At 68.2% G+C, this 25,480-nt stretch carries 25 protein-coding genes; 4 read left to right on the top strand and 21 right to left on the bottom strand.

The annotated features are described in order from the left end of the window. Positions 1–88: 88 nt before the first annotated feature. The 7 genes from BMZ21_RS15165 to rimP form a co-directional block, all read right to left on the bottom strand. On the bottom strand, positions 89–2,164 hold the full coding sequence (locus BMZ21_RS15165) for a methyl-accepting chemotaxis protein (RefSeq protein ID WP_143079715.1): 2,076 nt from the start codon (positions 2,162–2,164) through the stop codon (positions 89–91). Between the two features lie 172 nt (positions 2,165–2,336). Next, entirely contained in the window at positions 2,337–3,284 is a 948-nt protein-coding gene (gene truB / locus BMZ21_RS15160) for a tRNA pseudouridine(55) synthase TruB (RefSeq protein WP_091835855.1), read from the bottom strand. Continuing rightward, complete coding sequence (gene rbfA, locus BMZ21_RS15155; RefSeq protein ID WP_091835852.1) at positions 3,271–3,729, bottom strand: 30S ribosome-binding factor RbfA; 459 nt, start codon at positions 3,727–3,729, stop codon at positions 3,271–3,273. Before rbfA ends, truB begins: the two co-directional genes overlap by 14 nt. A 100-nt stretch (positions 3,730–3,829) precedes the next feature. Then, positions 3,830–6,670, bottom strand: a complete 2,841-nt coding sequence (infB, locus tag BMZ21_RS15150; protein ID WP_091835849.1) for a translation initiation factor IF-2 — start codon at positions 6,668–6,670, stop codon at positions 3,830–3,832. Beyond that, positions 6,667–7,356: an RNA-binding protein gene (locus BMZ21_RS15145; protein ID WP_091835846.1), complete on the bottom strand. Its 690-nt coding sequence runs from the start codon at positions 7,354–7,356 to the stop codon at positions 6,667–6,669. The genes infB and BMZ21_RS15145 overlap by 4 nt, the downstream gene beginning before the upstream one ends. Before the next feature lie 16 nt (positions 7,357–7,372). Next, positions 7,373–8,968, bottom strand: a complete 1,596-nt coding sequence (gene nusA / locus BMZ21_RS15140; protein WP_091835843.1) for a transcription termination factor NusA — start codon at positions 8,966–8,968, stop codon at positions 7,373–7,375. A 5-nt stretch (positions 8,969–8,973) separates the two neighbouring features. Next, positions 8,974–9,672, bottom strand: a complete 699-nt coding sequence (gene rimP / locus BMZ21_RS15135; protein ID WP_091835838.1) for a ribosome maturation factor RimP — start codon at positions 9,670–9,672, stop codon at positions 8,974–8,976. A 243-nt stretch (positions 9,673–9,915) separates the two neighbouring features. Here rimP and BMZ21_RS15130 point away from each other — a divergent pair, with 243 nt between their 5' ends. After that, a complete protein-coding gene (locus BMZ21_RS15130) occupies positions 9,916–11,031 on the top strand; it encodes a DUF2336 domain-containing protein (protein ID WP_091835835.1) in 1,116 nt (371 codons plus the stop codon). On the opposite strand, the gene trmB is transcribed toward BMZ21_RS15130, so the two are convergent. The 3 genes from trmB to BMZ21_RS15115 form a co-directional block, all read right to left on the bottom strand. Next, entirely contained in the window at positions 10,979–11,671 is a 693-nt protein-coding gene (gene trmB / locus BMZ21_RS15125) for a tRNA (guanine(46)-N(7))-methyltransferase TrmB (RefSeq protein WP_091835832.1), read from the bottom strand. The genes BMZ21_RS15130 and trmB overlap by 53 nt on opposite strands. A gap of 82 nt (positions 11,672–11,753) precedes the next feature. Then, entirely contained in the window at positions 11,754–12,959 is a 1,206-nt protein-coding gene (metK, locus tag BMZ21_RS15120) for a methionine adenosyltransferase (protein ID WP_091835829.1), read from the bottom strand. A gap of 159 nt (positions 12,960–13,118) precedes the next feature. Next, on the bottom strand, positions 13,119–13,532 hold the full coding sequence (locus tag BMZ21_RS15115; protein ID WP_091835826.1) for a helix-turn-helix domain-containing protein: 414 nt from the start codon (positions 13,530–13,532) through the stop codon (positions 13,119–13,121). 147 nt (positions 13,533–13,679) lie between these two features. Here BMZ21_RS15115 and BMZ21_RS15110 point away from each other — a divergent pair, with 147 nt between their 5' ends. The 3 genes from BMZ21_RS15110 (at position 13,680) to BMZ21_RS15100 (ending at position 15,480) form a co-directional block, all read left to right on the top strand. Further along, positions 13,680–14,411: a LuxR family transcriptional regulator gene (locus tag BMZ21_RS15110; RefSeq protein WP_158673584.1), complete on the top strand. Its 732-nt coding sequence runs from the start codon at positions 13,680–13,682 to the stop codon at positions 14,409–14,411. Between the two features lie 144 nt (positions 14,412–14,555). Then, the gene (locus tag BMZ21_RS15105; protein ID WP_158673583.1) at positions 14,556–15,200 is read left to right on the top strand and encodes an acyl-homoserine-lactone synthase; all 645 of its coding nucleotides are present in this window, start codon (positions 14,556–14,558) and stop codon (positions 15,198–15,200) included. Further along, complete coding sequence (locus tag BMZ21_RS15100) at positions 15,193–15,480, top strand: hypothetical protein (RefSeq protein ID WP_091835817.1); 288 nt, start codon at positions 15,193–15,195, stop codon at positions 15,478–15,480. Before BMZ21_RS15105 ends, BMZ21_RS15100 begins: the two co-directional genes overlap by 8 nt. A gap of 103 nt (positions 15,481–15,583) precedes the next feature. Here the strand turns inward: BMZ21_RS15100 and BMZ21_RS15095 are convergent, their stop codons facing one another. The 11 genes from BMZ21_RS15095 to BMZ21_RS15045 form a co-directional block, all read right to left on the bottom strand. After that, the gene (locus BMZ21_RS15095; protein ID WP_091835814.1) at positions 15,584–16,003 is read right to left on the bottom strand and encodes a helix-turn-helix domain-containing protein; all 420 of its coding nucleotides are present in this window, start codon (positions 16,001–16,003) and stop codon (positions 15,584–15,586) included. Between the two features lie 107 nt (positions 16,004–16,110). Further along, a complete protein-coding gene (lnt, locus tag BMZ21_RS15090) occupies positions 16,111–17,709 on the bottom strand; it encodes an apolipoprotein N-acyltransferase (RefSeq protein ID WP_091835811.1) in 1,599 nt (532 codons plus the stop codon). Next, positions 17,706–18,698, bottom strand: coding sequence for a hemolysin family protein (locus tag BMZ21_RS15085; protein WP_091835809.1), 993 nt, complete (start codon positions 18,696–18,698; stop codon positions 17,706–17,708). The genes lnt and BMZ21_RS15085 overlap by 4 nt, the downstream gene beginning before the upstream one ends. After that, a complete protein-coding gene (gene ybeY, locus BMZ21_RS15080; protein ID WP_199777568.1) occupies positions 18,695–19,207 on the bottom strand; it encodes an rRNA maturation RNase YbeY in 513 nt (170 codons plus the stop codon). The genes BMZ21_RS15085 and ybeY overlap by 4 nt, the downstream gene beginning before the upstream one ends. 83 nt (positions 19,208–19,290) lie before the next feature. Then, positions 19,291–20,442, bottom strand: a complete 1,152-nt coding sequence (locus tag BMZ21_RS15075; protein ID WP_425285443.1) for a PhoH family protein — start codon at positions 20,440–20,442, stop codon at positions 19,291–19,293. Between the two features lie 110 nt (positions 20,443–20,552). Then, positions 20,553–21,908, bottom strand: coding sequence for a tRNA (N6-isopentenyl adenosine(37)-C2)-methylthiotransferase MiaB (gene miaB, locus BMZ21_RS15070; RefSeq protein WP_091835801.1), 1,356 nt, complete (start codon positions 21,906–21,908; stop codon positions 20,553–20,555). 124 nt (positions 21,909–22,032) lie between these two features. Further along, positions 22,033–22,830, bottom strand: coding sequence for a lysophospholipid acyltransferase family protein (locus tag BMZ21_RS15065; RefSeq protein ID WP_091835798.1), 798 nt, complete (start codon positions 22,828–22,830; stop codon positions 22,033–22,035). Between the two features lie 96 nt (positions 22,831–22,926). Next, positions 22,927–23,424: a GNAT family N-acetyltransferase gene (locus BMZ21_RS15060; protein ID WP_091835795.1), complete on the bottom strand. Its 498-nt coding sequence runs from the start codon at positions 23,422–23,424 to the stop codon at positions 22,927–22,929. A gap of 117 nt (positions 23,425–23,541) precedes the next feature. Then, entirely contained in the window at positions 23,542–24,225 is a 684-nt protein-coding gene (gene tsaB / locus BMZ21_RS15055) for a tRNA (adenosine(37)-N6)-threonylcarbamoyltransferase complex dimerization subunit type 1 TsaB (RefSeq protein WP_091835792.1), read from the bottom strand. A 35-nt stretch (positions 24,226–24,260) separates the two neighbouring features. Next, entirely contained in the window at positions 24,261–24,827 is a 567-nt protein-coding gene (locus BMZ21_RS15050; RefSeq protein WP_091835790.1) for a NifU family protein, read from the bottom strand. Positions 24,828–24,920: 93 nt separating this feature from the next. Next, positions 24,921–25,415, bottom strand: coding sequence for a universal stress protein (locus tag BMZ21_RS15045; RefSeq protein WP_091835787.1), 495 nt, complete (start codon positions 25,413–25,415; stop codon positions 24,921–24,923). Positions 25,416–25,480 lie beyond the last annotated feature (65 nt).

Below are 25,480 nucleotides of genomic sequence, written 5' to 3'. Positions count from 1 at the left end.
TGTTTCTCCGAATCGCGGAAATGCTCCAGGTCTTTGTTTTATCGCATTTTCTTCACGCGAACCGGTATCCGCCTCGCTCGAGAATGCTCTAGAACTCCTCCCATCCCGCATCGCTGGCGCGTCCGTTCGCGGCCTTGCGGGGCTGGGGAGCAGTGGCCTTGCTCTGGGCGAAGGCGGCTTCGGCGAGCTGGCGCAAACGCTCCGGCTCGGGCGCCTGGCCGCTCCCCCGATCCGCCGGGCCGGCGGCATGCGGCATGGTGCCGGCAGGGCGGGCGGGGGCGCGCATCGCCGGCCGGGCAGCCGGACGCGTTCCCGGGCCGGCGAAGGCCGGTGCAGGCGCCATGGCGCCGTGGGCGGCGTTCCCGGTGCGGAAGCTCGCCACCAGCGTATTGAGCTCGCCGATCCGGCCCGACAGCGCTCCCGCCGAGGCGGCGCTCTGTTCGGCCAGCGCCGCATTGGCCTGCGTCATCTCGTCGAGATGGGCGACCGCCTGGCTCATCTCCTCGATGCCGTTGGCCTGCTCGCCCGCCGCCGCCGAGATCTCCTGGATCGTGCCGGTGACCTTCCGCGACGCCGCCAGGATCGTCTCCAGCGACTCGCCGGCCCGGCGCACCAGCTTCACCCCCGCCTCGACCTCGGCATTGGACGATGAGATCAGCCCGGAGATGTCCTTGGCCGCCTCGCCGGAGCGCTGGGCGAGCGTGCGCACTTCGCTCGCGACCACGGCAAAGCCCTTGCCGGCATCGCCGGCCCTTGCCGCCTCGACCGCGGCGTTGAGCGCCAGCAGGTTGGTCTGGAAGGCGATGTCGTCGATGACGCGGATGATGTCGGAGATCTTGCGCGAGGCGTCCTCGATCCGCGCCATGGCGCTGACCGCTTCGCCGGCGATGGCGCCGCCGTCCTGAGCCGCCTTCATCGCCTCCTCGGCGACCGCCGCCGCCTGGCGCGCGCCCTGGGCCGACGCCTTCACCGAGGCCGCCAGCTCTTCGGTCGTCGCCGCGGTCTCCTCGAGCGAGGAGGCCTGCTCCTCGGTGCGCTTCGACAGATCGTCGGCGCCCGTGTTGATCTCGCGCGCCGCGATCCCGACATCCGACGCCGTCACCTGGATCGTCGACACCGTGGCAGAGAGGCGATCGACGGCTTCGTTGAAATCGGCCCGCAACTGCTCGTACTCCGCCGGGAAGGCATCCTCGATCCGGCAGGTCAGGTCGGCGTGGGCGAGGCGCTCCAGCCCGGCGGCGAGGGCGCGGACGATCGCCTCCTGTTGCCGTGCGTGGTCGCGTTGCTGCTCAGCCGTGCGCTCGCGCTCGGCCTGGTTGCTGCGGCGTTCGGCGTCGCTGCGCTCCGACTGCTCCCTCGCTTCGGTTTCCAGCCGCGCCTTCTCGATTGCTGCCTTCCGCAGCACGGCCACCGCGTCGGCCATGGCCGCGACCTCGTCGCCGCTGCGCAGCTTCGGCGGCTCGCTGGCGAGATCACCGGCTGCCAGCTTCAGCATCGAATCCTTGAGCTGGCCGAGAGGCCTCAATGTCCGACGCGTCAGCCAGAACAGCAGCGCGCCGCCGATCGCGGCGATGACGAGGCCGGCGATGACGTTGTTGCGGATCATCTCGTCGATGACGGTGAGGAAATCCGACTGCTTGATGCCGACATAGAGAATGCCGATCACTGCATTGTTCGACTTCTGGACGATCGGCTCGTAGATGGTGAAATAGGGGACACCGAGGATGTCGGCGGCCCCGGAATAGGTACGGCGCTCCTTGAAGACGGCGTCATTGGCTGCGCCTTGCGCCAGCTTGGTTCCGACCGCACGCCCGCCATCCGGCTTCTGGACGTTGGTCGAGACGCGCGTATCGCCCATGAACACGGTCGCGGTGCCGCCGGAGAGCGCCTTGACCTTGTCGACAGCAGCAAAGTTGCCGTTGACCGGCTCCGAGCCGAAATAGAGCTTGTCGCCCTCCAGCCGTGGCTCGCCCTTGGCGCTGAGGATATCCCGCAGCAGGTTGATGTTGACGGTCAGGCTGGCCTGAGCCCGCTCGCGCATGGCGTTGTCGGCGGCGCGGATCGAGACGATCACCGATGCCGCAATCGCGGCAGCGAAGATGGCGAGGCCGACGATCGCGAGCCGGTTGGAAATGGGTAGCCAGAGCGAGGCGAGCTTCTTCACGAACGGCTCCTTGAGGCGGCCGATATGGGCCAGCACTCAAGAACCCGTCGAAACAGGTAAATTTCGCTTTAAAAGGGCTCGAAATCGACCCTAAAGGCGCCGATTTTCAAAGAGTTCGTTCCATTCAGTACAAAATTGACCGCGGAATGCGTGTGTTTTTGAGAGTGCTCCTCTACAGGTTGAACACACGATGCGGGACGAACTCGCCCTGGGTAATCGAGCCCGTGGCGATCAGCACGCCGCCGCTCACCGCGTAGACGGCATCGGCCTCCAGCGGGGCGTCGCGGCCGCGCAGCAGCACGCTCTGGCCGCGCTTGAGCCGGAGCGCGGCGTCGCGATGCACCACGATCTCCGGGATCAGCTGCAGGGCCGCCGAGACCGGCAGCAGCGCTTCTGCGGCGCTGTCGCCGTCGCAGTCGCGCAGCGCCTCGACCGTCGCCGCATCCGTCACCGCGAACGGGCCGACTCGGGTGCGGCGCAGATGCGCGACATGGCCGAGACAGCCGAGCGCCAGGCCGAGATCCCTGGCGATGGCGCGGACATAGGTGCCCTTGCCGCACTCGGCCTCGAAGGTCGTGGTCGGGCCGTCATGGCGGACGATGCGCAGCGCGGTGATCTCGACGGGGCGGGCCTCCAGCGTCACCTCCTCGCCGTCACGGGCAAGGTCGTAGGCGCGCTCGCCGGCGATCTTGATCGCCGAGAACTTCGGCGGCACCTGCTGGATCGTGCCGGTGAAGCGCGGCAGCAAGGCCGCGATCGCCGGCTCGTCCGGCCGGAGCTCGGAGGTCGCGACGACCTTGCCCTCAGTGTCGTCCGTATCGGTCTGCGAGCCCCAGGCGACGGTGAACTCATAGGCCTTGCGCCCGTCCATCACGAAGGGGACGGTCTTGGTCGCTTCGCCCAGCGCGATCGGCAGAAGGCCCGAGGCGAGGGGATCGAGCGTGCCGGCATGGCCGGCCTTCTTGGCGTTGTAGGCGCGCTTCACCACGGCGACCGCATGGGTCGAGGTCATCCCGATCGGCTTGTCGAGCACGACCCAGCCATGCACGTCGCGCTTCTTGGGCCGCGGCGGCCGGCCGCCATCCGCCTCTGCCGGGCGGTTCTCGTCAGTCGTCGTCATGGTGCTTGTCTTGCTGGTCGTGGTCCGTGCCCTGGTCGATGCGCAGCGGCTGCTTCAGGATGTCCTGGCGCACCTTGTCCGAATAGAGCAGCGCATCGATGCGCTCGGCCTCGGCGAAGCTCTCATCCTGCAGGAAGCGGACGTTCGGCGCATATTTCAGGTTCACCCGATGGGCGATCTCGCCGCGGATATGGCGCTTGTGCCCGTCGAGGGCCTTCAGCACCGCCGCGACGTCCTGGCCGCCGAGAGGCATGATGTAGCAGGTCGCGAGCTTGAGATCGGGCGAGAGCCGGACCTCGGGCACGGTGATGACGTGCTTCGCCAGCACATCGTCATGGATGTCGCCGCGCGCCAGCATCTCCGCCAGCGCATGCCGGATCAGTTCGCCGACACGCAATTGCCGCTGCGAGGGCCCGGAGCCCTGAGTGTTTGGTTTCTTTGCCATGGTTCTCGTTCTCCGGGATCGGACCGGATGGACGGGTTTGAAACGTCATGGCCGGGCGAAAGCCCGGCCATCTCAAAACATCCGGGAGCAAGCGTGCCTGTCAGAGGCTGCGCTTGATCTCCTCGACGCGGAAGCACTCGATCACGTCGCCAGCGCGCATGTCCTGGTAGTTCTCGAAGGACATGCCGCATTCCTGGCCGGCGACCACTTCCTTGGCGTCGTCCTTGAAGCGCTTGAGCTGGGCGAGCTTGCCTTCGTGAACCACGACGCCATCGCGGATCAGGCGGACATTGGCGCCGCGCTCGATCGTGCCGTCGGTGACGCGGCAGCCGGCGATCTTGCCGACCTTCGAGACGTTGAAGATCTCGAGGATCTGCGCATTGCCGAGCATGGTCTCGCGCAGGGTCGGTGCCAGCAGGCCCGACATCGCGTCCTTCACATCGTCCATCAGGTTGTAGATGATGCTGTAGTAACGGATCTCGACCCCGGCCCGCTCGGCCGCTTCGCGCGCTTCCTTGTGGGCGCGGACGTTGAAGCCGATCACCACCGCACCCGAAGCCTGGGCCAGCGTGACGTCGGATTCGGTGATCGCGCCGACGCCGGACGAGAGTACGCGGGCGCGAACCTCGTCATTGCCGACCTTCTCGAGCGAGCCGACGATGGCCTCGACCGAGCCCTGCACGTCGCCCTTGACGACGAGCGGGAACTCCTTGCGGCCGGCACCTTCCTTGAGCTCGCGCATCATCTCGGCCAACGAGCGGCCGGCACCCGAGCCGGCGCCGCGGGCGGCCAGCCGATCGCGCTTCTGACGCTCGCGGTAGTCGGTGATCTCGCGGGCACGGGCTTCCGACTCGACGACCGCGACGCGATCGCCGGCTTCCGGCGTGCCGTTGAAGCCGAGCACCTCGACCGGAAGCGACGGCCCCGCTTCCTTGATCTGGGCGCCGGTATCGGAGATCAGCGCGCGGACGCGGCCCCATTCTGCGCCGGCGACGACGATGTCCCCGGTGCGCAGGGTGCCGCGCTGGACAAGGACGGTCGCGACCGGGCCGCGGCCGCGGTCGAGCTTGGCCTCGATCACCGTGCCTTCTGCGGCGCGCTCGGGGTTGGCCTTGATGTCGAGCACCTCGGCCTGCAGCGCGATCGCTTCGAGCAGCGCGTCGAGCCCCTGGCCGGTCTTGGCCGAGACCTCGATCTCCAGCGTCTCGCCGCCGAGCGACTCGACCTGGATCTCGTATTGCAGCAGCTCGGACCGGACCCGGTCAGGGTTGGCGTCGGACTTGTCGATCTTGTTGATCGCCACGATCAGCGGCACCTTCGCCGCCTTGGCATGGTTGATGGCCTCGACCGTCTGCGGCATCACGCCGTCATCGGCCGCGACCACGAGCACGACCACGTCCGTCACCTTGGCGCCGCGGGCGCGCATCGCCGTGAAGGCGGCGTGGCCGGGCGTGTCGATGAAGGTCACCTTGGCACCGTTCGGCGTCGTCACCTGATAGGCGCCGATATGCTGGGTGATGCCGCCGGCTTCGCCGGAGACGACATGGGTCTTGCGGATCGCGTCGAGCAGCGAGGTCTTGCCGTGGTCGACATGGCCCATGATCGTCACGACCGCCGGGCGCGAGACCAGGGTCTCGTCGGTGTCCGGCGTGTCGAACAGGCCTTCCTCGACGTCGGATTCGGCGACGCGCTTGACGGTGTGGCCCATTTCCTCGGCCACGAGCTGGGCGGTGTCGGCGTCGATCACGTCGGTGATCTTGTGCATCGCGCCCTGCTTCATCAGCAGGCGGATGACGTCGACGCCCCGCTCGGTCATGCGGTTGGCGAGTTCCTGGATGGTGATCGTCTCCGGGATGATCACCTCGCGCATCACGCGCTCCTTGGCGACATCCGAGGCACGATGGCCGGTCATGCGCTGCACGCGGCGACGGAACGAGGCGAGCGAGCGTGTCCGCTCGTCGTCCCCGCCCGTGGCGGTCGACAGCGTCAGGCGGCCGCGCGGCTTCTCGCCGACTTTCGGGGTCTTCGGAGCCGGAGCCGGGGCGCCGCGGGGTGCACCGCCGGGGCTGCCGCCGGGGCGACGGAAGGCGGGACGCGCCTCGCCATCATCGGGACGGCTGCGCGGCGCGCCTGCCGAAGAGGGCGCTTGGCGCGCGGGCCGGGCGACGAGCGGCTCGGCGGTCGCATTGGCATCGGGGCGCGGCGGGCGCGGCGAGTCCGAACGGGGCGGCCGGAAATCCAGGCGCGGCGGGCGGGCACCGACATCGCGCGCCGGCGGACGCGGTCCGCCGAATTCGCGCGTCTCCCGGGGGCCGGACGGAGCAGGACGCGGCGTCTGGGTGTAGGACGGAGCAGAGGGAGCAGCCGAAGGCGCAGCATCGCGCGGCGGCGCGGGCCGCGGCGGGGCAGCCTCCTCGCTCATGCGCTGGCGGGCCGCACTCTCGGCCCGGCGCTTATGCTCGTCTTCCTGACGCCTGCGGTCTTCTTCCTCGCGCTGGCGCGCCTGGGCGGCCTCGCGCTCGGCGCGTTCACGCTGCTCACGGGCGGCGCGCTGGCGCGCTTCCTCCTCGGCGCGGGCGCGGGCCTCCGCCTCGGTGGCGCGGGCGTCGGAGAGGGCGCGCTGGCGCGCGTCCTTCTCATCGTCCGAGAGCGTGCGCAGCAGCATGCTGCCGGCCGGGCGGCTGGCTTGTGGCGCGGGCTGCGGTGCCTGTGGCCGCGGCGGCGTCGGAGCCTGCTGCTGTGGCTGCGGGGCACGGGCAACCGGAGCTGCCACGGGTTCGTGGCCGCTGACGCGGCGCTTGACCTCGACGACGACCTGCTTCGTGCGCCCATGCGAGAAGCTCTGCCGAACCGTGCTCTGCTCGACAGGTCGCTTCAGCGACAACGTCTTGGGAGGCGTCACGCTCAAGGTCTTGTCGCCGGGGGTCTTGGTATCACTCATTCCGCTGTCGGTCCTGCCGGTTCGGTCTTCGTCTGGTCGCGTACGTCGGATTCAGCCGGGTCGATGAACGCCGTTTCGCCAGCATCGTTCATCCGAAAACGGATGAGCCGACGCCAGCGCGCGAGGAAACCCTCAGTCGCCGGACCCGGAGCAAGCGCTGCATGTATCACATGCTCACGCCCCAGCGCCAGTTCCAGTTCAGCCGCGGCGAAAATCGCCACGACCGGTATCTCTTTCGGCCCCGGTGCACGCCGCAGCGCCTGGCCGATCTTGCGCTTTCCGTCCTCGGCGCCGTCGCTCGCGGCGATCACCGCGGCAGGGCGCCCTGCTTCCGCCTGGGCCTCGACCTTGGCGAAGCCGGTCGAGACCAGTCCCGCCTTGTTCGCCATCGCCAGCGCCTGGATCGCGTCCCGGACCAGCAGCGCATCGACCTCGGCCGCCAGCTCGGGCGAAACCGTGACCTTCATCTTCAGCGAGCGCTCGAACGCGCGTCGCTTGACCGCTTCGCGGACTGCGGCAGCGCTGAGCGAGACCCAGACGCCGCGTCCCGGCAGCTTGCGCCTGATGTCCGGCACCAAGACCTCGCCGGGACCGACCACGAAGCGGATCAGGTCATCCGGCGCCCGGCCCTGGCGCGTCACCACGCAGGTCCGCTCCGGACCCTCGCGTTCGGCGCGCCGGTTCATCTTGCGCTGCCCCGGCTCAGGCCTGCGACTCCTCGGTCTCAGCCTCCGCCTCGGCTTCCGGCTCCGGCGCCTCGATCCAGCCCGCCTTGACGCGGGCGGCCATCACGATCGCCTCGGCATCCTGCCGCGACAGGTCGAAGCCGTCGAGATAGCCGGAATGGCGGGTGCTCTCGCCATCCTTGCGCTCGGTCCAGCCGACCAGATCGTCGGTTGCGCAGCCCGCAAGGTCCTCGACGCTCTTCACGTCGTTCTCGCCGAGCGCGACCATCATCGCGGTGGTGACGCCCTCGACCTCGCGCAGCGCGTCCTCGACCCCCAGCGCCTTGCGCTTGTCGTCGAGCTCGGCCTCGATCGTGGCCAGATATTCCTGGGCGCGATTCTGGATCTCGGCGGCGGTGTCTTCGTCGAAGCCCTCGATCGAGGACAACTCGCTCGGCTCGACATAGGCCACTTCCTCGACCGAGCGGAAGCCTTCCGAAGCGAGCAGCTGGCCGACGGTCTCGTCGACATTGAGGGCGTTCATGAACAGCTCGGTGCGCTGCACGAACTCCTTCTGGCGGCGCTCGGACTCCTCGGCCTCGGTCAGGATGTCGATATCCCAGCCGGTGAGCTGCGACGCCAGGCGGACATTCTGGCCGCGGCGGCCGATGGCGAGCGAGAGCTGCTCGTCCGGCACCACGACCTCGATCTTGTCGGCTTCCTCGTCCAGCACGACCTTGGCGACTTCCGCCGGCTGCAGTGCGTTGACGACGAACGTCGCGACATCGGGCGACCACGGGATGATGTCGATCTTCTCGCCCTGGAGCTCGCCGACCACGGCCTGCACGCGCGAGCCGCGCATGCCGACGCAGGCGCCGACCGGGTCGATCGAGGAATCGCGCGAGATCACCGCGATCTTGGCGCGCGAGCCCGGATCGCGGGCGACGGCCTTGACCTCGACGATCCCGTCATAGATCTCCGGCACTTCCTGGCCGAACAGCTTGGCCATGAACTGCGGATGGGTGCGGGACAGGAAGATCTGCGGCCCACGCGGCTCGCGGCGCACGTCGTAGACATAGGCGCGGGCGCGGTCGCCGACCTTGAAGGTCTCGCGCGGGATCATCTCGTCGCGGCGGATGATCGCCTCGCCACGGCCGAGATCGACGAAGACATTGCCGTATTCGACGCGCTTGACCGCGCCGTTGACGATCTCGCCGATGCGGTCCTTGTACTCGTCATACTGCCGGTCGCGCTCGGCCTCGCGCACCTTCTGCACGATGACCTGCTTGGCCGACTGGGCGGCGATGCGGCCGAAATCGAAGGGCGGCAGCGGATCGGCGATCACGTCGCCGACCTGGGCGGCCGGATTGTGCCGCTTGGCCTCGTCGACAGTGATCTCGACGGCGCCGTTCTCGACGAGGTCGACGACCTGGAGATGCCGCGCCAGGCGCAGCTCGCCCGACTTGGTGTTGATCTCGGCGTGCACGTCTGTCTCGGCGCCGTAGCGCGAGCGCGCCGCCTTGGCGATCGCGTCCTGCATCGCGTCGATCACGATCTGCCGGTCGATCGACTTCTCGCGGGCGACGGCGTCGGCGATCTGCAACAGCTCGAGCCGGTTGGCGCTGACGGCCATGGCGCTCACTCCTCTTTCTGTGTGTTCTTCACCGGCCCCTTGGCGCCCTTGCCCGGCTTGCGGGCCTTGGGATCACGGGGGCCGAGCGACTTGCCGCGCCCGGGTACGGGCTGGGCGATCTCGTCGGCGGGCGGCATTTCCGGCGCCAGGCCCGATTTGCCGCGCCGGAGCGATTCGGTGACCAGCGCGTCGGTCAGCACCAGCCGCGCCTCGGCGATCAGGCGCATCGGAATCGCGACATCGCGCTCCTCGTCGGCCTTGGCGTCGTCGCGGCTCAGCAGGGCGTCGGTCCCGCTGGCGCCCCGCAGGATGCCGCGGAAGCGCTTGCGCCCGGCAAAGGGCTCGCTGGTCTCGATCTTGGTCAGGTGACCGGCCCAGCGCTCGAAATCGCTCGGCCTCACCAGCGGCCGGTCGATGCCCGGCGACGATACTTCCAGATGATAGGCCGTCTGAACGGGATCGTCGACGTCCAGCGCCGGCGAAACCGCCTGGCTCACGGCCTCGCAGCCTTCGACAGTCATCGTGCCGTCGGGCAACTCGGCCATGATCTGGACGGTGCAGCCGTTCTGGGCGCTGATGCGCACGCGCACCAGCCGATAGCCGAGATCCACGATCGCCGGCTCGATGATCGCCGCGACGCGCGCGGCGATGCCGCTCTCCACGACGATGCGCTCTTCCTGATCCTGGCTGTTCTGCTCGACCATCCGTATGGCTCGCCCGTCTCCCGCCGGCTCCAAAAAACACTCATGGGCGGTTCGGCCAATAAAAAAGAGCGGGCCGGTGGGCCCGCTCTTGATCGCCGGCTTACACCGAAACCAGAGCTGTTGGGCGCTATCTAGTCCCGTTTCCGCGATCTTGCAAGCCTGTCCTCGATTTCGACGATCCTGCTAACCGGCTGGTCATTCTTCATTGCTAGGAGAGGGGATGGTTGTGTGTGGGGTTGCGTGATGAGTCCTGTCGGCGCGTTGCTGCGCGATCTCGAGACGACGATGGCTCGCGGCTCGACCGACGAGCGCGCCGTCATCCTGTCACGCCTGACCGACCTCTTCCTGGCCACGGCCAACGAGATGGGCGAGGACCAGGTCGGCGTCTTCGACGTGGTCATCGGTCGCCTTGCCCGCGCGATCGAGATGAGGGCGCGCATCGAACTGGCGGAGCGGCTCGCTCCGGTCCCCAATGCGCCGAGCGGCGTCGTGCGCCAGCTCGCGCTCGACGAGATCGCGGTGGCGCGCCCGGTCCTCGTCGCCTCGCCGCGTCTCAGCGACCATGATCTCGTCGCCATCGCCGCCGCCAAGGGCCGCGATCACATGCTCGCCATCACCGAGCGTCCGGACCTCGGCGAGCCGGTCACCGATTTCCTGATCCTGCGCGGCGGGCGCGTCGTGACCCACGCCGTCGCCGCCAATCAGAGCGCCCGTTTCTCGCGCCACGGCATGGGCGTGCTGGTCATGCGCGCCGCCCAGGACGATGCCCTCCAGGCGACGCTCGGCACCCGCGCCGACATCCCCGGCGATCTCGCCGAGCAGTTGCTGGCTGCTGCTAAGAGCTCGGCCCGCCGCCGCCTCGAAGCCTCGCTCGAACCATCCCTGCTCGGCTCCGTCGCCGGCGCCGTCGAGCGCGGCGCCGAAGCCGTCTCGGCCCAGGCGACCATCGGCGACGAGCTCGGTCGCTTCGGCAAGGCGCTGGCGGACGTCAAGGCCCTCGACGAAGCCAGCAAGCTCGACGAAGCCGTGGTGGCGCAATACGCGACCTCCGGCGCGATCGAACATGCGATCTGCGGCGTCGCCACTCTGGCCCGCCTGACCCTGCCGGCGACTGAGCAGATCGTCTTCGGCCCCGATCGCGACGCAGTGCTCCTGGTGGCGCGCGGCATGGGCTGGTCCTGGGAGACGACGAGGGCGCTGATCGGTTTGCGCAAGGGCGACGGCAAGTCCGCTCCGGTGCTGGAGCGGGCCAAGCAGAGCTTCCGCAACCTGACGCCGGTGACGGCGCAGCGCGTGCTCGGCTTCCTCAGGATGCGCGACGGTGCGCAGTCAGATAGCTCGGCACCCGCCCGGCCTTGACCGCTTTGGCCTCGTAGCGGGTGCGGACCCAGCCGGGATAGGGCTGGCGCCAATCGTCCGCGCTCTCGTCGGTCCAGTCGAAATCAGGCGAGGCGGCGAGCCGCGCCAGGGTCCAGCCGACATAGTCGTCGATGTCGCTGGCGAAGCGGAAGCGACCGCCCGGCCGCAGCACCCTGGCGAGCAGGGAGAGCGTCCGCTCCGAGACGAAGCGGCGCTTGCGCTGACGGCGCTTCGGCCACGGATCCGGATAGAGCAGGTCGGCCGCGTCGATGCTTCCTGCGGGTAGCTGCGGCAGGAGCAGCGCGGCATCGCCGTCCCAGAGCCGGATGTTGCGCAGGCCTTCCTGCTCGATCACGGCCAGAAACTTGGCCATGCCGTTGATGAAGGGCTCGACCCCGATGAAGCCGATCTGCGGGCTCTCGCGCATGCGCGCCAGCAGATGCTCGCCGCCGCCGAAGCCGATCTCGAGCCTGACGGCCTCGACGGGAATCGGAAAGAGCGCCTTCAGATCGGGGATCGGCCCTTCCGGCAGACGAAGCGCCGGCAGCGTGTCGGCGATGCGTTCTGCTTGGCCCTGGCGCAGTCCCTTGCCCTTGCGGCGGCCGAAGAAGGCCCGGTCTGGATCGTGCTGGTCGGTCATGGCCGCGCTCTAAACGTGTTCAGCCGAAAGAAAAAGGCCGGAGCACAAGCCCCGGCCTTCATGATCCTGCAGGCGGCGTGGATTAGGCGACGGCCTTCTTCAGCGCGTCGACCAGATCGGTCTTCTCCCAGGAGAAGCTGCCGTCGCGACCGGCCTTGCGGCCGAAATGGCCATAGGCCGCCGACTTGGCGTAGATCGGCTTGTTGAGGCCCAGATGCGTGCGGATGCCGCGCGGCGTCAGGTCCATCACTTCACCGAGCACGCTCTCGAGCTTGGCCTCGTCGACCTTGCCGGTGCCGTGCAGGTCGACATAGATCGACAGCGGCTTGGCGACGCCGATGGCGTAGGAGAGCTGGATCGTGCAGCGCTCGGCCAGCTTGGCGGCGACGACGTTCTTGGCGAGATAGCGCGCCGCATAGGCGGCCGAACGGTCGACCTTGGTCGGGTCCTTGCCCGAGAAGGCGCCGCCGCCATGGGGCGCCGCGCCACCATAGGTGTCGACGATGATCTTGCGGCCGGTCAGGCCGGCGTCGCCATCGGGGCCGCCGATCACGAACTTGCCGGTCGGGTTGACGTGCCAGACGGTGTCCTTCGAGATCCAGCCATCGGGCAGGGTCTCACGGATATAGGGCTCGACGATCTTGCGGACATCGGCCGAGGTGAGCGTCTCGTCGAGATGCTGGGTCGAGAGCACGATCTGGGTCACGCCGACCGGCTTGCCGTTCTCGTACTTGACCGTGACCTGGCTCTTGGCGTCGGGGCCGAGCTTGGCAGCCGGACCTTCGCCGGCGTGACGGGCCTTGGCGAGGACCTCGAGGATCTTGTGGGCGTAGTAGATCGGCGCGGCCATCAGCTCGGGCGTCTCGCGGCAGGCATAGCCGAACATGATGCCCTGGTCGCCGGCGCCGACATCCTTGTTGCTGCCTTCGTCGACGCCCTGGGCGATGTCGGCCGACTGCGGGTGCAGCAGCACGTCGATCTTGGCCTTCTTCCAGTGGAAGCCGTCCTGCTCGTAGCCGATCGCGCGGACCGCCTTGCGCGCCGCCGACTTCACCTTCGACTTGATCTGCTTCTCGTCGAGATGGGTGCGGACCTCGCCGGCGACGACGATGCGGTTGGTGGTCGCCAGCGTCTCTGCGGCGACGCGCACCTGAGCCGGATCATGGCCCGCCTTGATCGCTTCCTTGAAGAACAGATCGACGATCTCGTCCGAGATCCGGTCGCAGACCTTGTCCGGGTGGCCTTCGGAAACGGACTCGCTGGTGAAGAGGTAGTTCTGGCGGGACACGGTCGGGATCCTTCCCAAGCTGCGGGGCGGGCGCCGGTGGAAACCTGCGCACGAATGAAAAATGCGCAGCGTCTTTTGCAGCGGAAAGGTTCGCCGTCAAGGCAGGAAATTCTTTTGACAGATATTTTGTTCGTTAAGTCGAACGAATAGGATGTGGAATCAGGCCGTTTCTCCGGTTTCATCCGCCAGAGCCTCCACAAGGTCGATGACGCGTCGGCGGACACGCGGGTTCTTGATGCGTACGAACGCCTTGGAAAGTTGTACGCCCTCGCTGGTGGAGAGGAAGTCGGCGACATAGGCCGTCGCCGAGGCGTCGGCGAAGCCGCCGGTGGCCACGTCGCCGGCCGGGGCGCCCTCGAAGAAGAAGGAGACGGGTACGCCTAGCATCTTGGCGATCTGCTGCAGGCGGCTGGCACTGATCCGATTTGTGCCCTTCTCGTATTTCTGCACCTGCTGAAAGGTCAGGCCCAACGCCTCGCCCAGCTTTTCCTGGCTGATTCCGGCCAGCATGCGCTGCATGCGTACCCGGCTGCCGACATGACGGTCGATCGGATTCGGAAGTTTCTTCAGCATGGGCCGTTCACCTCGGGTCTCACTCAATCGCACTTCCGGCCGCGCGTCTACCGCCGGCTCTGGCAGGCCATGAGCTGGTATGCATTGGTATGCGTTGATTCTTGGCCGATCTGCGTTGAAGCTGCTAAGATCGGAAAAAGACGGGACATGTCGGGACGACATTTCAACGCGGGACGAGACGCGCTCGACTTCATCGATCGGCTGAGCACTCTCACCGATCCGACGACGGTCGTCGCCGCTTTGCGCGATAAGCTCGCCAGCTATGGCTTCCACGCCTTCCTGATCACCGGCCTGCCGGAAATCGGCGACCGGATCGATCCGCTCGTTCTCCTCAACGGCTGGCCGCCGGGCTGGTTCGAGCTCTATCTGGAGAAGTCGTTCTCGGATTGGGACCCGATCGCGGCCCATTGCAAGACGACGATCGACCCGTTCGCCTGGAACGATGTCTATCAGGAGGGCGCGGCGCTGCCGCGCCAGCGCGAGGTGATGCACCGGGCTCGCGACTTCAACATGATCGAGGGCTTCTGCGTGCCGATCCATGGCGAAGCGGGCTTTCAGGCCGTGGTCACCATGGCCGGCGATCGGCCGGACCTGTCGCGCCAGGCTCGTTCCGCGATTCACCTGATGTCGATTTACGCCCATGGCAAGGCCGCAGATTGCCTGCGGCCGGCACGGCTTGAGCATGTCCTGACCGTTCGCGAGCGCGAGGTCCTGACCTGGTTCGCGATCGGCAAGACGACGGAAGGCGTAGCGGAGCGCCTCGGCGTTTCCGCCGGCACGGCGGAGGCCCATTTCGAGAACGCCGCCAGGAAGCTCGGCGTCAGGGGCCGCACGCGCACGGTGATCGAGGCCTATCGCCGCGGCGAGATCAGCATCTAGGCGTGTTCCGTCGAGGCGGGACTACTTATGCGTTAGGAACAGCTGCTCGAATCCGGTCGATTTCGCCCGCATCTTCCGGAATTCCGGAATACCCGTGAAACCTGAATGGAGCCAGCTTGCGTCCCTCTAGGGAGGGAAGCGGCGATGATCCACGTTATCGATGCCGGGAACCGGCACCTCTACCGGGCCGAGCTCGAGCAGCACTACCAGATTCGGCACCAGATTTATGTCGGCGAGCGCAAATGGATGGCGCTCGAGCGGCCCGACGGGCGTGAGGTCGACCAGTTCGACAACGCGGATGCGACCTATCTGCTGGCGATCGAGAACGGGCGCGTCATCGGCGGCACGCGGCTCGTCCCTACGACCTGCCCGCATCTGATGGCTGATGTCTTCCCGTTCCTGGCCGATGTGCGTGGGCTCCAGCGCGGCACCGACATCGTCGAATGGACGCGCATCTTCGTCGTGCCGGAGCGGCGCGGCCCCGACAGCAAGGTGCTGCATACCGTTCTGGCCGGGATGTTCGAGTATTGCCTCGCCAACGACATCACGGCGATCACCGTGGTGATGGAGACGTGGTGGATGCCGCGTTTCCTGGAACTGGGCTGGGAGGTCCGGCCGCTTGGCCTGCCGACCGTGATCGAGGGCATGAACTGCGTCGGCACGATCATCACGGTGAGCGAGGACGCCTATCGCCGTACCCTTGCCTTCAAGGACATCGAAGCGCCGGTCATCCTGTCGCGTCGCGACGCGAAGCGGACCCCGGGCGAGCGGAGGATCTCGCATGGCTAATCAGCATGACACCGGCAGCAGCCGCGACAAGATCGAATACGCCCTCGGCCTGCTCACTACCCTGCTGCGCAACCAGCCGGTGCATCAGGAACTGGTGGATGTGGCTCACCGGATGGACTTGCCGGACGAGCTCTGGCTCGCAGTGCAGATCCTGTCCATGTCTGAGCCGGACCAGGTGAAGCTCAGGGATTTCCTGCTGGTGAATCCCAGCCCGCAACTGCAGCGGCTCAATCAGAACACGCTCGTCCTGACTCAGGATACGCCCCCGGCCCTGCACTGAGCCAACGTCCCATCAAGGGAATTGCACTGTCTTTCCGGCCTTTCGCTCTGCGAAGTTCCGGAAAGACAGCACGCCTCGGCAGGAAATCCAGCGGTTCAGTGCGTCACTGCTCGATGGTGTCGATCGGCGCTTCGCCGAGCGATTCGACGAGATCGACGATACGCCGGCGCACGCGCGGGCTCTTGATCCGCACGAAGGCCTTGGTCAGCTGCACACCCTCGCTGGTCGCGAGGAAATCGGCGACATAGGTTGTGGCCGACGCATCGGCGAAGCCTTCCCCGACGCTATCGTCGGCGGGCGCCCCGTCGAAGAAGAAGGCGACGGGCACGCCCAGCATCTTGGAAATCTGCTGCAACCGGCTGGCGCTGATCCGGTTGGTGCCCTTCTCGTATTTCTGAACCTGCTGGAAGGTCAGGCCCAGCGCCTCGCCGAGCCGTTCCTGGCTGACGCCGGCGAGCATGCGGCGCATCCGGACGCGGCTGCCGACATGGCGGTCGATCGGATTCGGTACTTTCTTCAACATGGCAGCCGGTCCCCTTTTTTTTATCCGGTCAGCCAGCCGGTGGCCCGTTGAAGGCCTGGCCCGGTTGGCCATTCGGCGGCGGTCCCGAAAGAAAGTTCCAAATGGGATTACCGTCGCCGCATTATTACTCCAGCGAGCATTAGGCTGGCAACTACACCTGCAAAGAAAAGGTCGCCGAAGCGGGAATAGGGCGTCGCCGGACCAGCGCGGGGCAGCGAGGTGTCGATGACGCCGGCTTCGCCGAGCGGCAACGCGGCGCGGATGCGCCCGTAATGGTCGGTCACCGCCGAGATCCCGGTGTTGGCGACGCGCACGAGCGGCAGGCCTTCCTCGATGGCGCGCAGGCGGGCCTGGGCGAGATGCTGGTAGGGGCCGCTGGTCTGCCCGAACCAGCCGTCATTGGTCAGGTTGAGGATGAAGCCCGGCCGCGGCCCGCTCGGCATCGCCTCGCCGGGGAAGATCACCTCGTAGCAGATCAGGCTCGCCGCCGGCGGCAGGCCGCGGATCGACAGCGGCGTGCGTCGGCTGCCCGACGCGAAGCCGCCCGGAACCGAGACGAATTCGGACAGGCCGACCGCCCGGATCAGCCGCTCGAAGACAGCAGGCAGATACTCGCCGAAAGGGACGAGATGGACCTTGTCGTAGCTGCCGGTGATCGTGCCCTCGTCGTTCACCACCTGGATCGCGTTGTAGATCGGCGGCCGGCTTTCACCAGGCAAGGTTTCGCCGGCGCGGGCCGCGCCGGTGATCAGCGTCGTGCTCGGCGGCAGCAGCGCGGCGATCCGCGCCAGTGCCTGCGGCGTGCGCCCGAGCAGGAAGGGGAAGGCCGACTCCGGCCAGATCAGATGCGTCACGTCCTGCACGCCCGAGGTCGCCGGGCCGGTCGCCCGGTCGCTGAGCGCGAGGTAGTGCGACAGGATCATCTCGCTGTTGCGCGCGCTGAACTTGGCATCCTGCGGCAGGTTCGGCTGCATCAGCCGGAGTTTGACCCCGCTCAGCGCCGGAACAGGCTCTGCCGGAATCCGCCAGGCGCCGAATCCGGCCATGGCTGCCAGCGCGAGCCCCGCCAGCGCAGGCGCGCGCCAGCGCCCTTCGCCCTTTTCGCCCGTTCCGAGAACGGCCGGCGCGGCCCCGATCGCGACGGCCAGCGCCGTCAGCCCATAGAGCCCGATCAGGCTGGCGCTCTGGGCCAGCCAAGCCGGGCCGGCCAGCATCATGCCGTAGACGTTCCAGGGAAAGCCGGTGAGGACATGGCCGCGCAGCCACTCGCTAAGCGCCAGCACGGCCGCCAGCACCAGGATGCGCCCGGCGCCGGTCGGCCAGAGCGCCCGCGCCAGGGCGAAACCGGCAGCCGGGAAGACGGCGAGGAAGGCTGGCAGCGCCACGACGCCGAGCGGCATCGCCCAGGCGAACTTGTCGGCCTCGACCAGGAAGGCGGCGCCGAGCCACCACAAACCGGCGAGATGATAGCCGAAGCCCCACCACCAGCCGGCGCTCGCGGCCGCCCAGAGACGCCCGCGCCGGTTTGCCGCGACGGAGCCGTCGATCAGCCAGACCGCCGCGGTCATCGGCACGACCATCAGCGGCCAGAGATCGAGCGGGGCCAGCGCCAGCGCGCCGCAGGCGCCGCAAATGAGCGCGATCAACCGGCGCGGCCAGCCCCAGGCGAGGATGACGCGGTCGGCCAGCGCCGAAAGCAGCGTCATGCGGCGTCCGGCGCGGCTGGTGCCTCGGTCGCGATCGCATCGCGGCGATGGATGCGCAAGCGCTTGACCCGGCGCGGATCGGCGTCGAGCACCTCGAATTCGAGGTCCTCCGGCCCCTTGATCAGTTCGCCGCGCACCGGCACGCGGCCGGCCAGGGTCACGATCAGCCCGCCGAGCGTATCGACCTCCTCGGCAACCTCGGCGCTCGACAGGTCGATTCCGGTCGCCTGCTTCAGCTCGTCGAGGGTGGCGCGGGCATCGGCGATGAAGCGGTTCTCGCCGGCCGGCGCGATCGCGGGAGCTTCGTCGAGATCGTGCTCGTCTTCGATGTCGCCGACGACGATCTCGACCAGGTCCTCGATCGAGATCAGCCCGTCGGTGCCGCCATATTCGTCGATCACCAGGGCGATATGGGTGCGCGTCGCCTGCATCCGGACGAGAAGGTCGACCGCCGGCATCGAGGGCGGCACGTAGAGCACCGGCCGCAGGATCTTGGCCTGGGCCAGCGTCATCGAGAGGTCGATGGCGCCCAGACTCGGGCCAGCCGGCGGCTCCGCCTCGCCGCGCAGCTTCCGGCCCGGCTTGGCCCGGGCTGCGATGAAGTCGAGGAAGTCCCGGATGTGGATCATCCCCCGGGGGTCGTCGAGCGACTCGCCATAGACGGGTAGGCGCGAATGGCCGGCGGTCCGGAACAGCGCCAGGAGGTCGCCGAGCGTCGCCTCCGAGGAGACCGCGATGACGTCGGCGCGCGGCACCATCACGTCGGCGACGCGGCGCTCGCGCAGGCTCAGCACGTTCGAGAGCATCGCCCGTTCCTGAGGCGAGAGATCGGTCACTCCGCCGCCGTCCTGCGCCAGCGCCTCGGTGATGTCCTCGCGGATCGAACCGCCCTGGCGCAGGCCGAGCCGGTCGAGGAAGTGGCCGAGCCAGTGCGCCAGGCCACGGCCCGTCGGTTCAGACGAGGAGGAAGATCGGGTGTCGTCGCTCATGACGCTGGCTGGGGCTTCTTGGTCTTGGACGCTGGGCGGGGCTGCATGGGTTCCGGCTCGGAGCCGGCATAGGGGTCGGCGATGCCGAGGCGGGCAAGCGCTGCGGTCTCCAGCGCTTCCATTCGCTGGGCCTCGGCTTCCGTCTCGTGGTCTTCGCCGAGCAGGTGCAGCAGCCCGTGGATCACGAGATGGCTGAGATGGTCGCCGAAGGGTTTCTCCTCGGCCTCGGCCTCGCGGGCGACGGTCTCCAGAGCGATCACGATGTCGCCGATCACCGGGCTCGATGCGATCCGCTCGGGCGGCGCGGCCGGGAAGGAGAGGACATTGGTCGCCTTGTCGAAGCCGCGCCAGTCGCGGTTGACGATGCGGATGCGCTTGTCGTCGGTGAGCAGTAGGCTGAGCTCGGCGCCGGGCAGCGGCTTGACCGGAGCCAGCGCCAGACCGGCATCGACCGCGGCGAGGATCCGCGGTCGCAAATCGCCGATCTCGCGCCATTTCCGGGACTGCATGCGGATATCCAGCGAGGGTCCGCTTATGGCAGGCTCCGCTGCTGTGGTTCGCGGCGCAGCGCGCCGCGAACGAGGTCGGTCGGTCATCGCGGCCGCTCCCGCGACAGCATCCGCTTCAGCCCGTCGGCATCGCCCTCGGCGGGAGCCTCCGGCGCTGGCAGGGCGGCTAGCCGCGCCTCGCGCTCGTCGCGCTCCGCCCTTGCGGCGTCCTCATAGGCCATGACGATCCGGCGCACGAGCGCGTGGCGGACGACGTCGCCTTCCTCGAAGCGGGCGTGGCCGACGCCCTCGACGCCCGAGAGCAGCCTGACCGCTTCGACCAGGCCGGAGCGCTGGCCCGGCGGCAGGTCGACCTGCGAGGGGTCGCCGGTGATGATCATGCGCGAGCCCTCGCCCAGGCGGGTGAGGAACATCTTCATCTGCACCGAGGTCGCGTTCTGCGCCTCGTCGAGCAGCACGACGGCATTGCTCAGCGTGCGCCCCCGCATGAAGGCGAGCGGCGCGATCTCGATCATGCCGGTCTGCAGGGCGCGCTCGACATGGCGCGCCTCCATGAAGTCGTTGAGCGCGTCGTAGATCGGCCGCAGATACGGATCGACCTTCTCGCGCATGTCGCCGGGCAGGAAGCCGAGGCGCTCGCCCGCCTCGACCGCCGGGCGCGACAGCACCATGCGCTCGACCACGCCCTGCTCGATCAGCGAGACCGCGTGGCCGACGGCGAGCCAGGTCTTGCCGGTGCCGGCCGGGCCTTCGGCGAGGACGAGCTCATGGCGCTTGAGCTGGCGCAGATAAGCGTCCTGCGCGGCGTTGCGGGCCCGGACCGGGCCGCGCTTGCGCGTCACGACCGCGTCGAAGGCGGCCTTGCCGGCATTGTCGGAGGGGAAGAGCGAGCGCTGCACATTGCTCTCCTCGATCGCGCCGTCGACCTCGCCGAGATTGACGGCCGCGCCGGTCTTGGCGCGGGCATAGAGCGTGCGCAGCACGCGGCTCGCCTGCTCGGCGGTCTCGCGCGGGCCCTTGATGGTGACGTGGTTGCCGTTCGGACTGACGACGACACCGAGGCGCCGCTCCAGATGCGCCAGGTTCTGGTCATAGTGACCGAAGACCAGGCCGGCGGTCTGGTTGTTGTCGAAGGTGAGTTCGACCTCCGCGCCGGGCAGGCCGTCGCGCGTCAGCGCCTCGTCGCGGCGACCGCCGCGCTCGGCTTTCGGATTGAATTGATCGGCCTGGGCCAATGCCATTGTCTCCAGTGGGAATGAGTCGGACAGGCGCAGTCAAAACCATCACCGCCAAATAACGTTCACCGCAACGCAGACGCCATCGCACGCTACGCACTCGGATCGTCTCAGGCAGCCAACCCCGGCTGTTCGACCGCACGGCCGAACAGCGAGTTCGACCCGGCGCGCTCGATCTGGACCATGACGCGATCGCCGATCCGGTGCGCTGCGCTCTCGATCTGGACCGCCTGCATATAGGGCGTCTTGCCGGCGAGCTGGCCGGAATGCCGCCCGTTGCGCTCGATCAGAATCTCGACGGTGCGCCCGACCATGGCGTGGTTGAACTCCTGCCGATGCTGTTCGACCAGAGCCTGCAGCCGGTAGAGCCGCTCGTCCATCACGGTGGGCGGCACCTGTTCGGACAGCTCGGCTGCGGGCGTGCCGGGGCGCGGCGAGTACTTGAACGAATAGGCCGAGGCGAATCTGACATCGGCGATCAGCCGCAGCGTCTCCTCGAAATCGGCATCGCTCTCGCCGGGGAAGCCGACGATGAAGTCCGAGGACAAGGCGATATCGGGCCGCGCCGCGCGGATCTTGTCGATCAGCCGGCGGTACTCGTCGCCGGTATGCTTGCGGTTCATCGCTGCAAGGATCCGGTCGGAACCGGCTTGCACCGGCAGATGCAGGAACGGCATCGCCTGCGGCAGGTCGCGATGGAGGGCGATCAAGTCCTCGTCCATGTCACGAGGGTGGCTGGTCGTGTAGCGGATGCGGGCGATGCCGGGCACTTCGGCGATGCGCCGCATCAATCGCGCCAGCGTCCAGACCCGGCCATCGGGGCCGTCGCCATGATAGGCGTTGACGTTCTGGCCGAGCAGCGAGACGTCCTGCACGCCCGCCTGCGCCAAGCGCTCGACCTCGGCGATCACCTGCGCGACCGGGCGCGAGAACTCGGCGCCGCGCGTATAGGGCACGACGCAGAAGGCGCAGAACTTGTCGCAGCCTTCCTGCACGGTAACGAAGGCCGAGACGCCGCGGGCCACGATCGCCGCCAGCTTCGGCGCCGGCAGGTGATCGAACTTGTCCTCCGGCGGCAGGTCCGTATCGACGACGCGGCCGCTTTTCGCCTGCGCCAGCAATTCCGGCAGGCGGTGATAGGTCTGTGGGCCGATGACGAGATCGACGGCCGGTTGGCGGCGCTGGATCTCGGCGCCTTCGGCCTGGGCGACGCAGCCGGCGACGACGAGCGTGGTCTCGCGCCCCTGCGCCTTACGCTCGCGCTTCAGGTCACGCAGCTTGCCGAGCTCGGTATAGACCTTGTGCGCCGCGCGCTCGCGGATATGGCAGGTGTTCAGCAGGATGAGGTCGGCATCGTCGGGCGTAGCAGTCTCGACATAGCCCTCCTGGCCCAGGACGTCGGCCATCCGCTGGCCGTCATAGACATTCATCTGGCAGCCATAGGACTTGATATGGACTTTCTTCATCAACGCTGATCCGGCCTCAACCGCGTCTCCTTATCCCAATCGCCGCTAGCTTGGGAATCATATCGCTCTCGCTGGTCGACACGCAATATCCGGGCCGCAACAGTCCAAGCTGTTCGTATCTGGCTCAGCCGCGTGACCGGCCGGTGACGGCTTCCTGCCGCGCCCGCCGGATCGCTATCTCGGCGAGGCGCGTCGCCTCCTTGCGCGAGAGCTTGCGGCCCATCCGGATCGGCTCGCCCCAGGCGAGCTCCACATCGATGGCGCCGGAATTGATCATCGCCTGGAAATGCGGCGCGAGTTCGGTGTCGCCATACCAGGACAGCGCCGAGCGCTCGGCCCGCCCGCCGCGCAGGCCGTGGAAGCCGGTATAGGTGACGCAGAGCGGGTAGATCGTTGTCTCGGCCTCGTCCGCCCCGCGCACGGCTTCGTGAGCGGCCCCGAGCAGCGAGGAGCGCAGCGGCAGGACGCGTGTGCCGTCGCCGGTGGTGCCCTCGGCGAACAGAACCACCGACTGTCCGTTCTGCAGCCGCCTGCCCATCTCGCTGGCGACGCCGGCCGTGGCGCCGCGGCGCATCCGGTCGATGAAGACGGTGCGCTGCAGTGTCGAGAGCCAGCCGATCACCGGCCAGGTCGCGACCTCGGCCTTGGCGACGAAGGAGAGCGGCCCGGTGGTGCCGATGACGGGGATGTCGAGCCAGGAAGTGTGGTTGGCGACGATCAGCCCGCCTTGGCCTGCCGGCGGAGGCGCGCCGCGCGTGGTGATGCGCACCCCGAAGCAGCGGCAGCCCAGTTTCTGGAACAGCCGAGTGAAATAGAACGGCCGCCCGAGGCGCATGGCGACAAGCTGCGGCGGAATCAGGACGAGCGTGCCGAAGACGAGCAGCGCAAGCCGCACCATGGCGCCGGGACGGATGCCTTTCATGCTGAGCCGCTCATTCTCTGCGTTGGCGCCCCGCTTCTGCGAGCCCGGCTATAATCGGACCTCCTGCGGCCGTCCATGCCGCCAACGGCACGAAGCTCAACCGAGATCGCGCCGCATCACCAGCGCGGCGGCGCGGCTGCCGTCCGGCTTCGGGTAGTATCCCTCGCGCCGCCCGACGGTCTCGAACCCGAGACGCCGGTAAAGCGCGATTGCCGGCGCGTTGCCCTCCTCGACCTCGAGGAAGAGCCGTGCCGTGCCGCGCGCCGCCAATTGCGCGAGATGGGCTGACAGCAGCGTCTGCCCGAGCCCTGACCGGCGCTTCCCGCCGGCGACGACGATGCTCAGGATTTCCGCCTCGTCGGCGGCCAGCCGCGACATCACGAAGCCGCAAGGCTCGTTGGCGCTGCCGATGAACACACCCTCGGCCACGACCGCCCGGTCGGCGAGCAGGGCCGCGCACTCGCCGGGTTCCCACAGCCGCGCGAAGCCGCCCTGGTGATGCAGGGCCGCGACCTGGCGGGCATGGCGGACGTCGAGCGGGCCGGCGCGGCCCGTCTTCGGCCGGCGCTGGAACAGGGATTGGAACCAGTCCATCGCGCTAGATCACGATGATTCGGATCGAATCGTTCTAGAATCAAAAAACGTGATCGATTCTAACAGTTCAGAGCAGGAATCCTGCGAAAAACCGGTTCCCACTTTTCGCATCCTGCTCTAGCGCCGCGGCAGCCGGGCGCGGTCCTGCGGCGTCGTTTCCGGCGCCTTGAGATAGAGCGGGCGCGGCGGGGCGCTTTCCGGTTCGGCGATCATGCCGAGGCGCGCCACCCAGATCACGTCCGGAGCCTTAGCGTCGTCGACGACGAGCGCGTCGAGGCCGATCGCCCAGGCCTCATTGGCGACGGCGAGCGCGGCCGAACCGACCAGCGAGACCGGGCCGGCGCCGATGGCGCGGGCAGCGTCGCGATGGTTGACCTGGCGGACCGAGACCAGCTGCTTGCCCTGCGCGTTCATCGCCTGGAACCAGACCTGGCCGTGCTTGGCATCGACTGCGGCGGCGACGACGCGTCCGCCCTCGCGGCCGATGAAGGGCGCGGCGCTGGCGGCCAGCGTCGAGATCCCGATGGCGGGGATGCCGGCGGCGAACGCGATCGCTCTCGCCGCACTGATGCCGACGCGCAGGCCGGTATAGCTGCCGGGGCCGATGGTCACGGCGACCCGGTCGAGCGACGAAAAGCCGCCTTCCACCTTGGCCATCACGCGCTCGATCATCGGCATCAGCGCCTCGGCATGGCCGCGTTCCATCGCGGTCTGTTCGATCGCGAGCGGGGCGGGATCGCCGGCGTCGAGCACGCAGGCCGAGCAGGCGCCGAGCGCGGTGTCTATCGCGAGGATGCGCATCGGGGCTTAGGTCCGGTCTGCGATGCGGACGGAGATCAAACCGCCTCGACCTCGCGCACCTGCGGCAGGAAATGCCGCAGCAGGTTCTGGATGCCGTGTTTCAGCGTGGCCGTCGAGGAGGGGCAGCCCGAGCAGGAGCCCTTCATCACGAGGTAGACGGTGCCGTCCTTGTAGCCGCGGAAGGTGATGTCGCCGCCATCGCCGGCCACCGCCGGGCGGATGCGGGTCTCCAGCAGCTCCTTGATCGTGTCGACGGTCGCGGCGTCTTCCTCGGCGAAGAACTCGTCCTCGCTTTCGGCGAGTTCATCGACCGGGGCGCCGTCGCTCATCAGCGGCGCGCCCGACATGTAATGTTCCATGATCGCGCCGAGGATGGCGGGCTTGAGATGCGGCCACTCGCCCTCGGCCTTGGTCACGGTGATGAAGTCCGAGCCGAAGAACACGGCCGAGACGCCCTTGACGCCGAACAGGCGCGTCGCGAGCGGCGAGCGCTCGGCCAGGGCTGGGTCGCGCAATTCGATCGGCCCCTGCGGCGAGACGCTGCGGCCGGGCAGGAACTTCAGGGTGGCGGGATTGGGCGTGGCTTCGGTCTGGATGAACATGGCTTTGTCTCCGGCGCCGGCGGGTCAAGGCCGCCGTTCCTGGTCCCGATATAGGCCGGACGCTGGAATCATTCCAGCAGCTGCAAGCGCTGATCAGGCCAGCGCGTCGATTTCCTCGTCGGCGAGGTGTCCGGGCACGATCGCGACCGGGATCGGGAAGCTGCCGGCGCCCTTGCCGGCGAGCGCGGCGACCAATGGGCCCGGCCCGTCGCGACCGGTGCCTGCGGCGAGCACCAGCAGCGAGATGTCCTCGTCGGCATCGATCAGCTTGACCATCTCGTCGGCCTTGACGCCGGTGCGCACGACCTTCTCCGGCTCGAGTCCGGCCAGCGAGCGCACGGCCGCGGCGGCCGCGTCGATCAGCTCCTGCGCCTCGGCCTCGGCGTCGGCCTGGACCATGTCGCCGACGCCGAGCCAGGTCTCGTCCGGTGGCGGGGTGACCACGCCGAGCAGCACGATCGACGCACCCAGGCGCGCGCAGCGGCGCGCCGCGAAGCGCACCGCCTTCGCGCATTCCGGGCTGTCGTCGACGACAGCGAGGAATTTCGGGCGATGGCCCGTCTCATAGGACCGCCGTCTCTTGACCATTGCCGTTGCCTGCCGCCGTTTCAGGACATGTCATGGTGACAGGCGTCGCAACGTCAGTGCAAGCC

Source organism: Allobosea lupini, assembly GCF_900109525.1.
In the GTDB taxonomy this organism is placed as follows: domain Bacteria; phylum Pseudomonadota; class Alphaproteobacteria; order Rhizobiales; family Beijerinckiaceae; genus Allobosea; species Allobosea lupini.
This window is presented reverse-complemented; position numbering and strand designations above follow the sequence as displayed.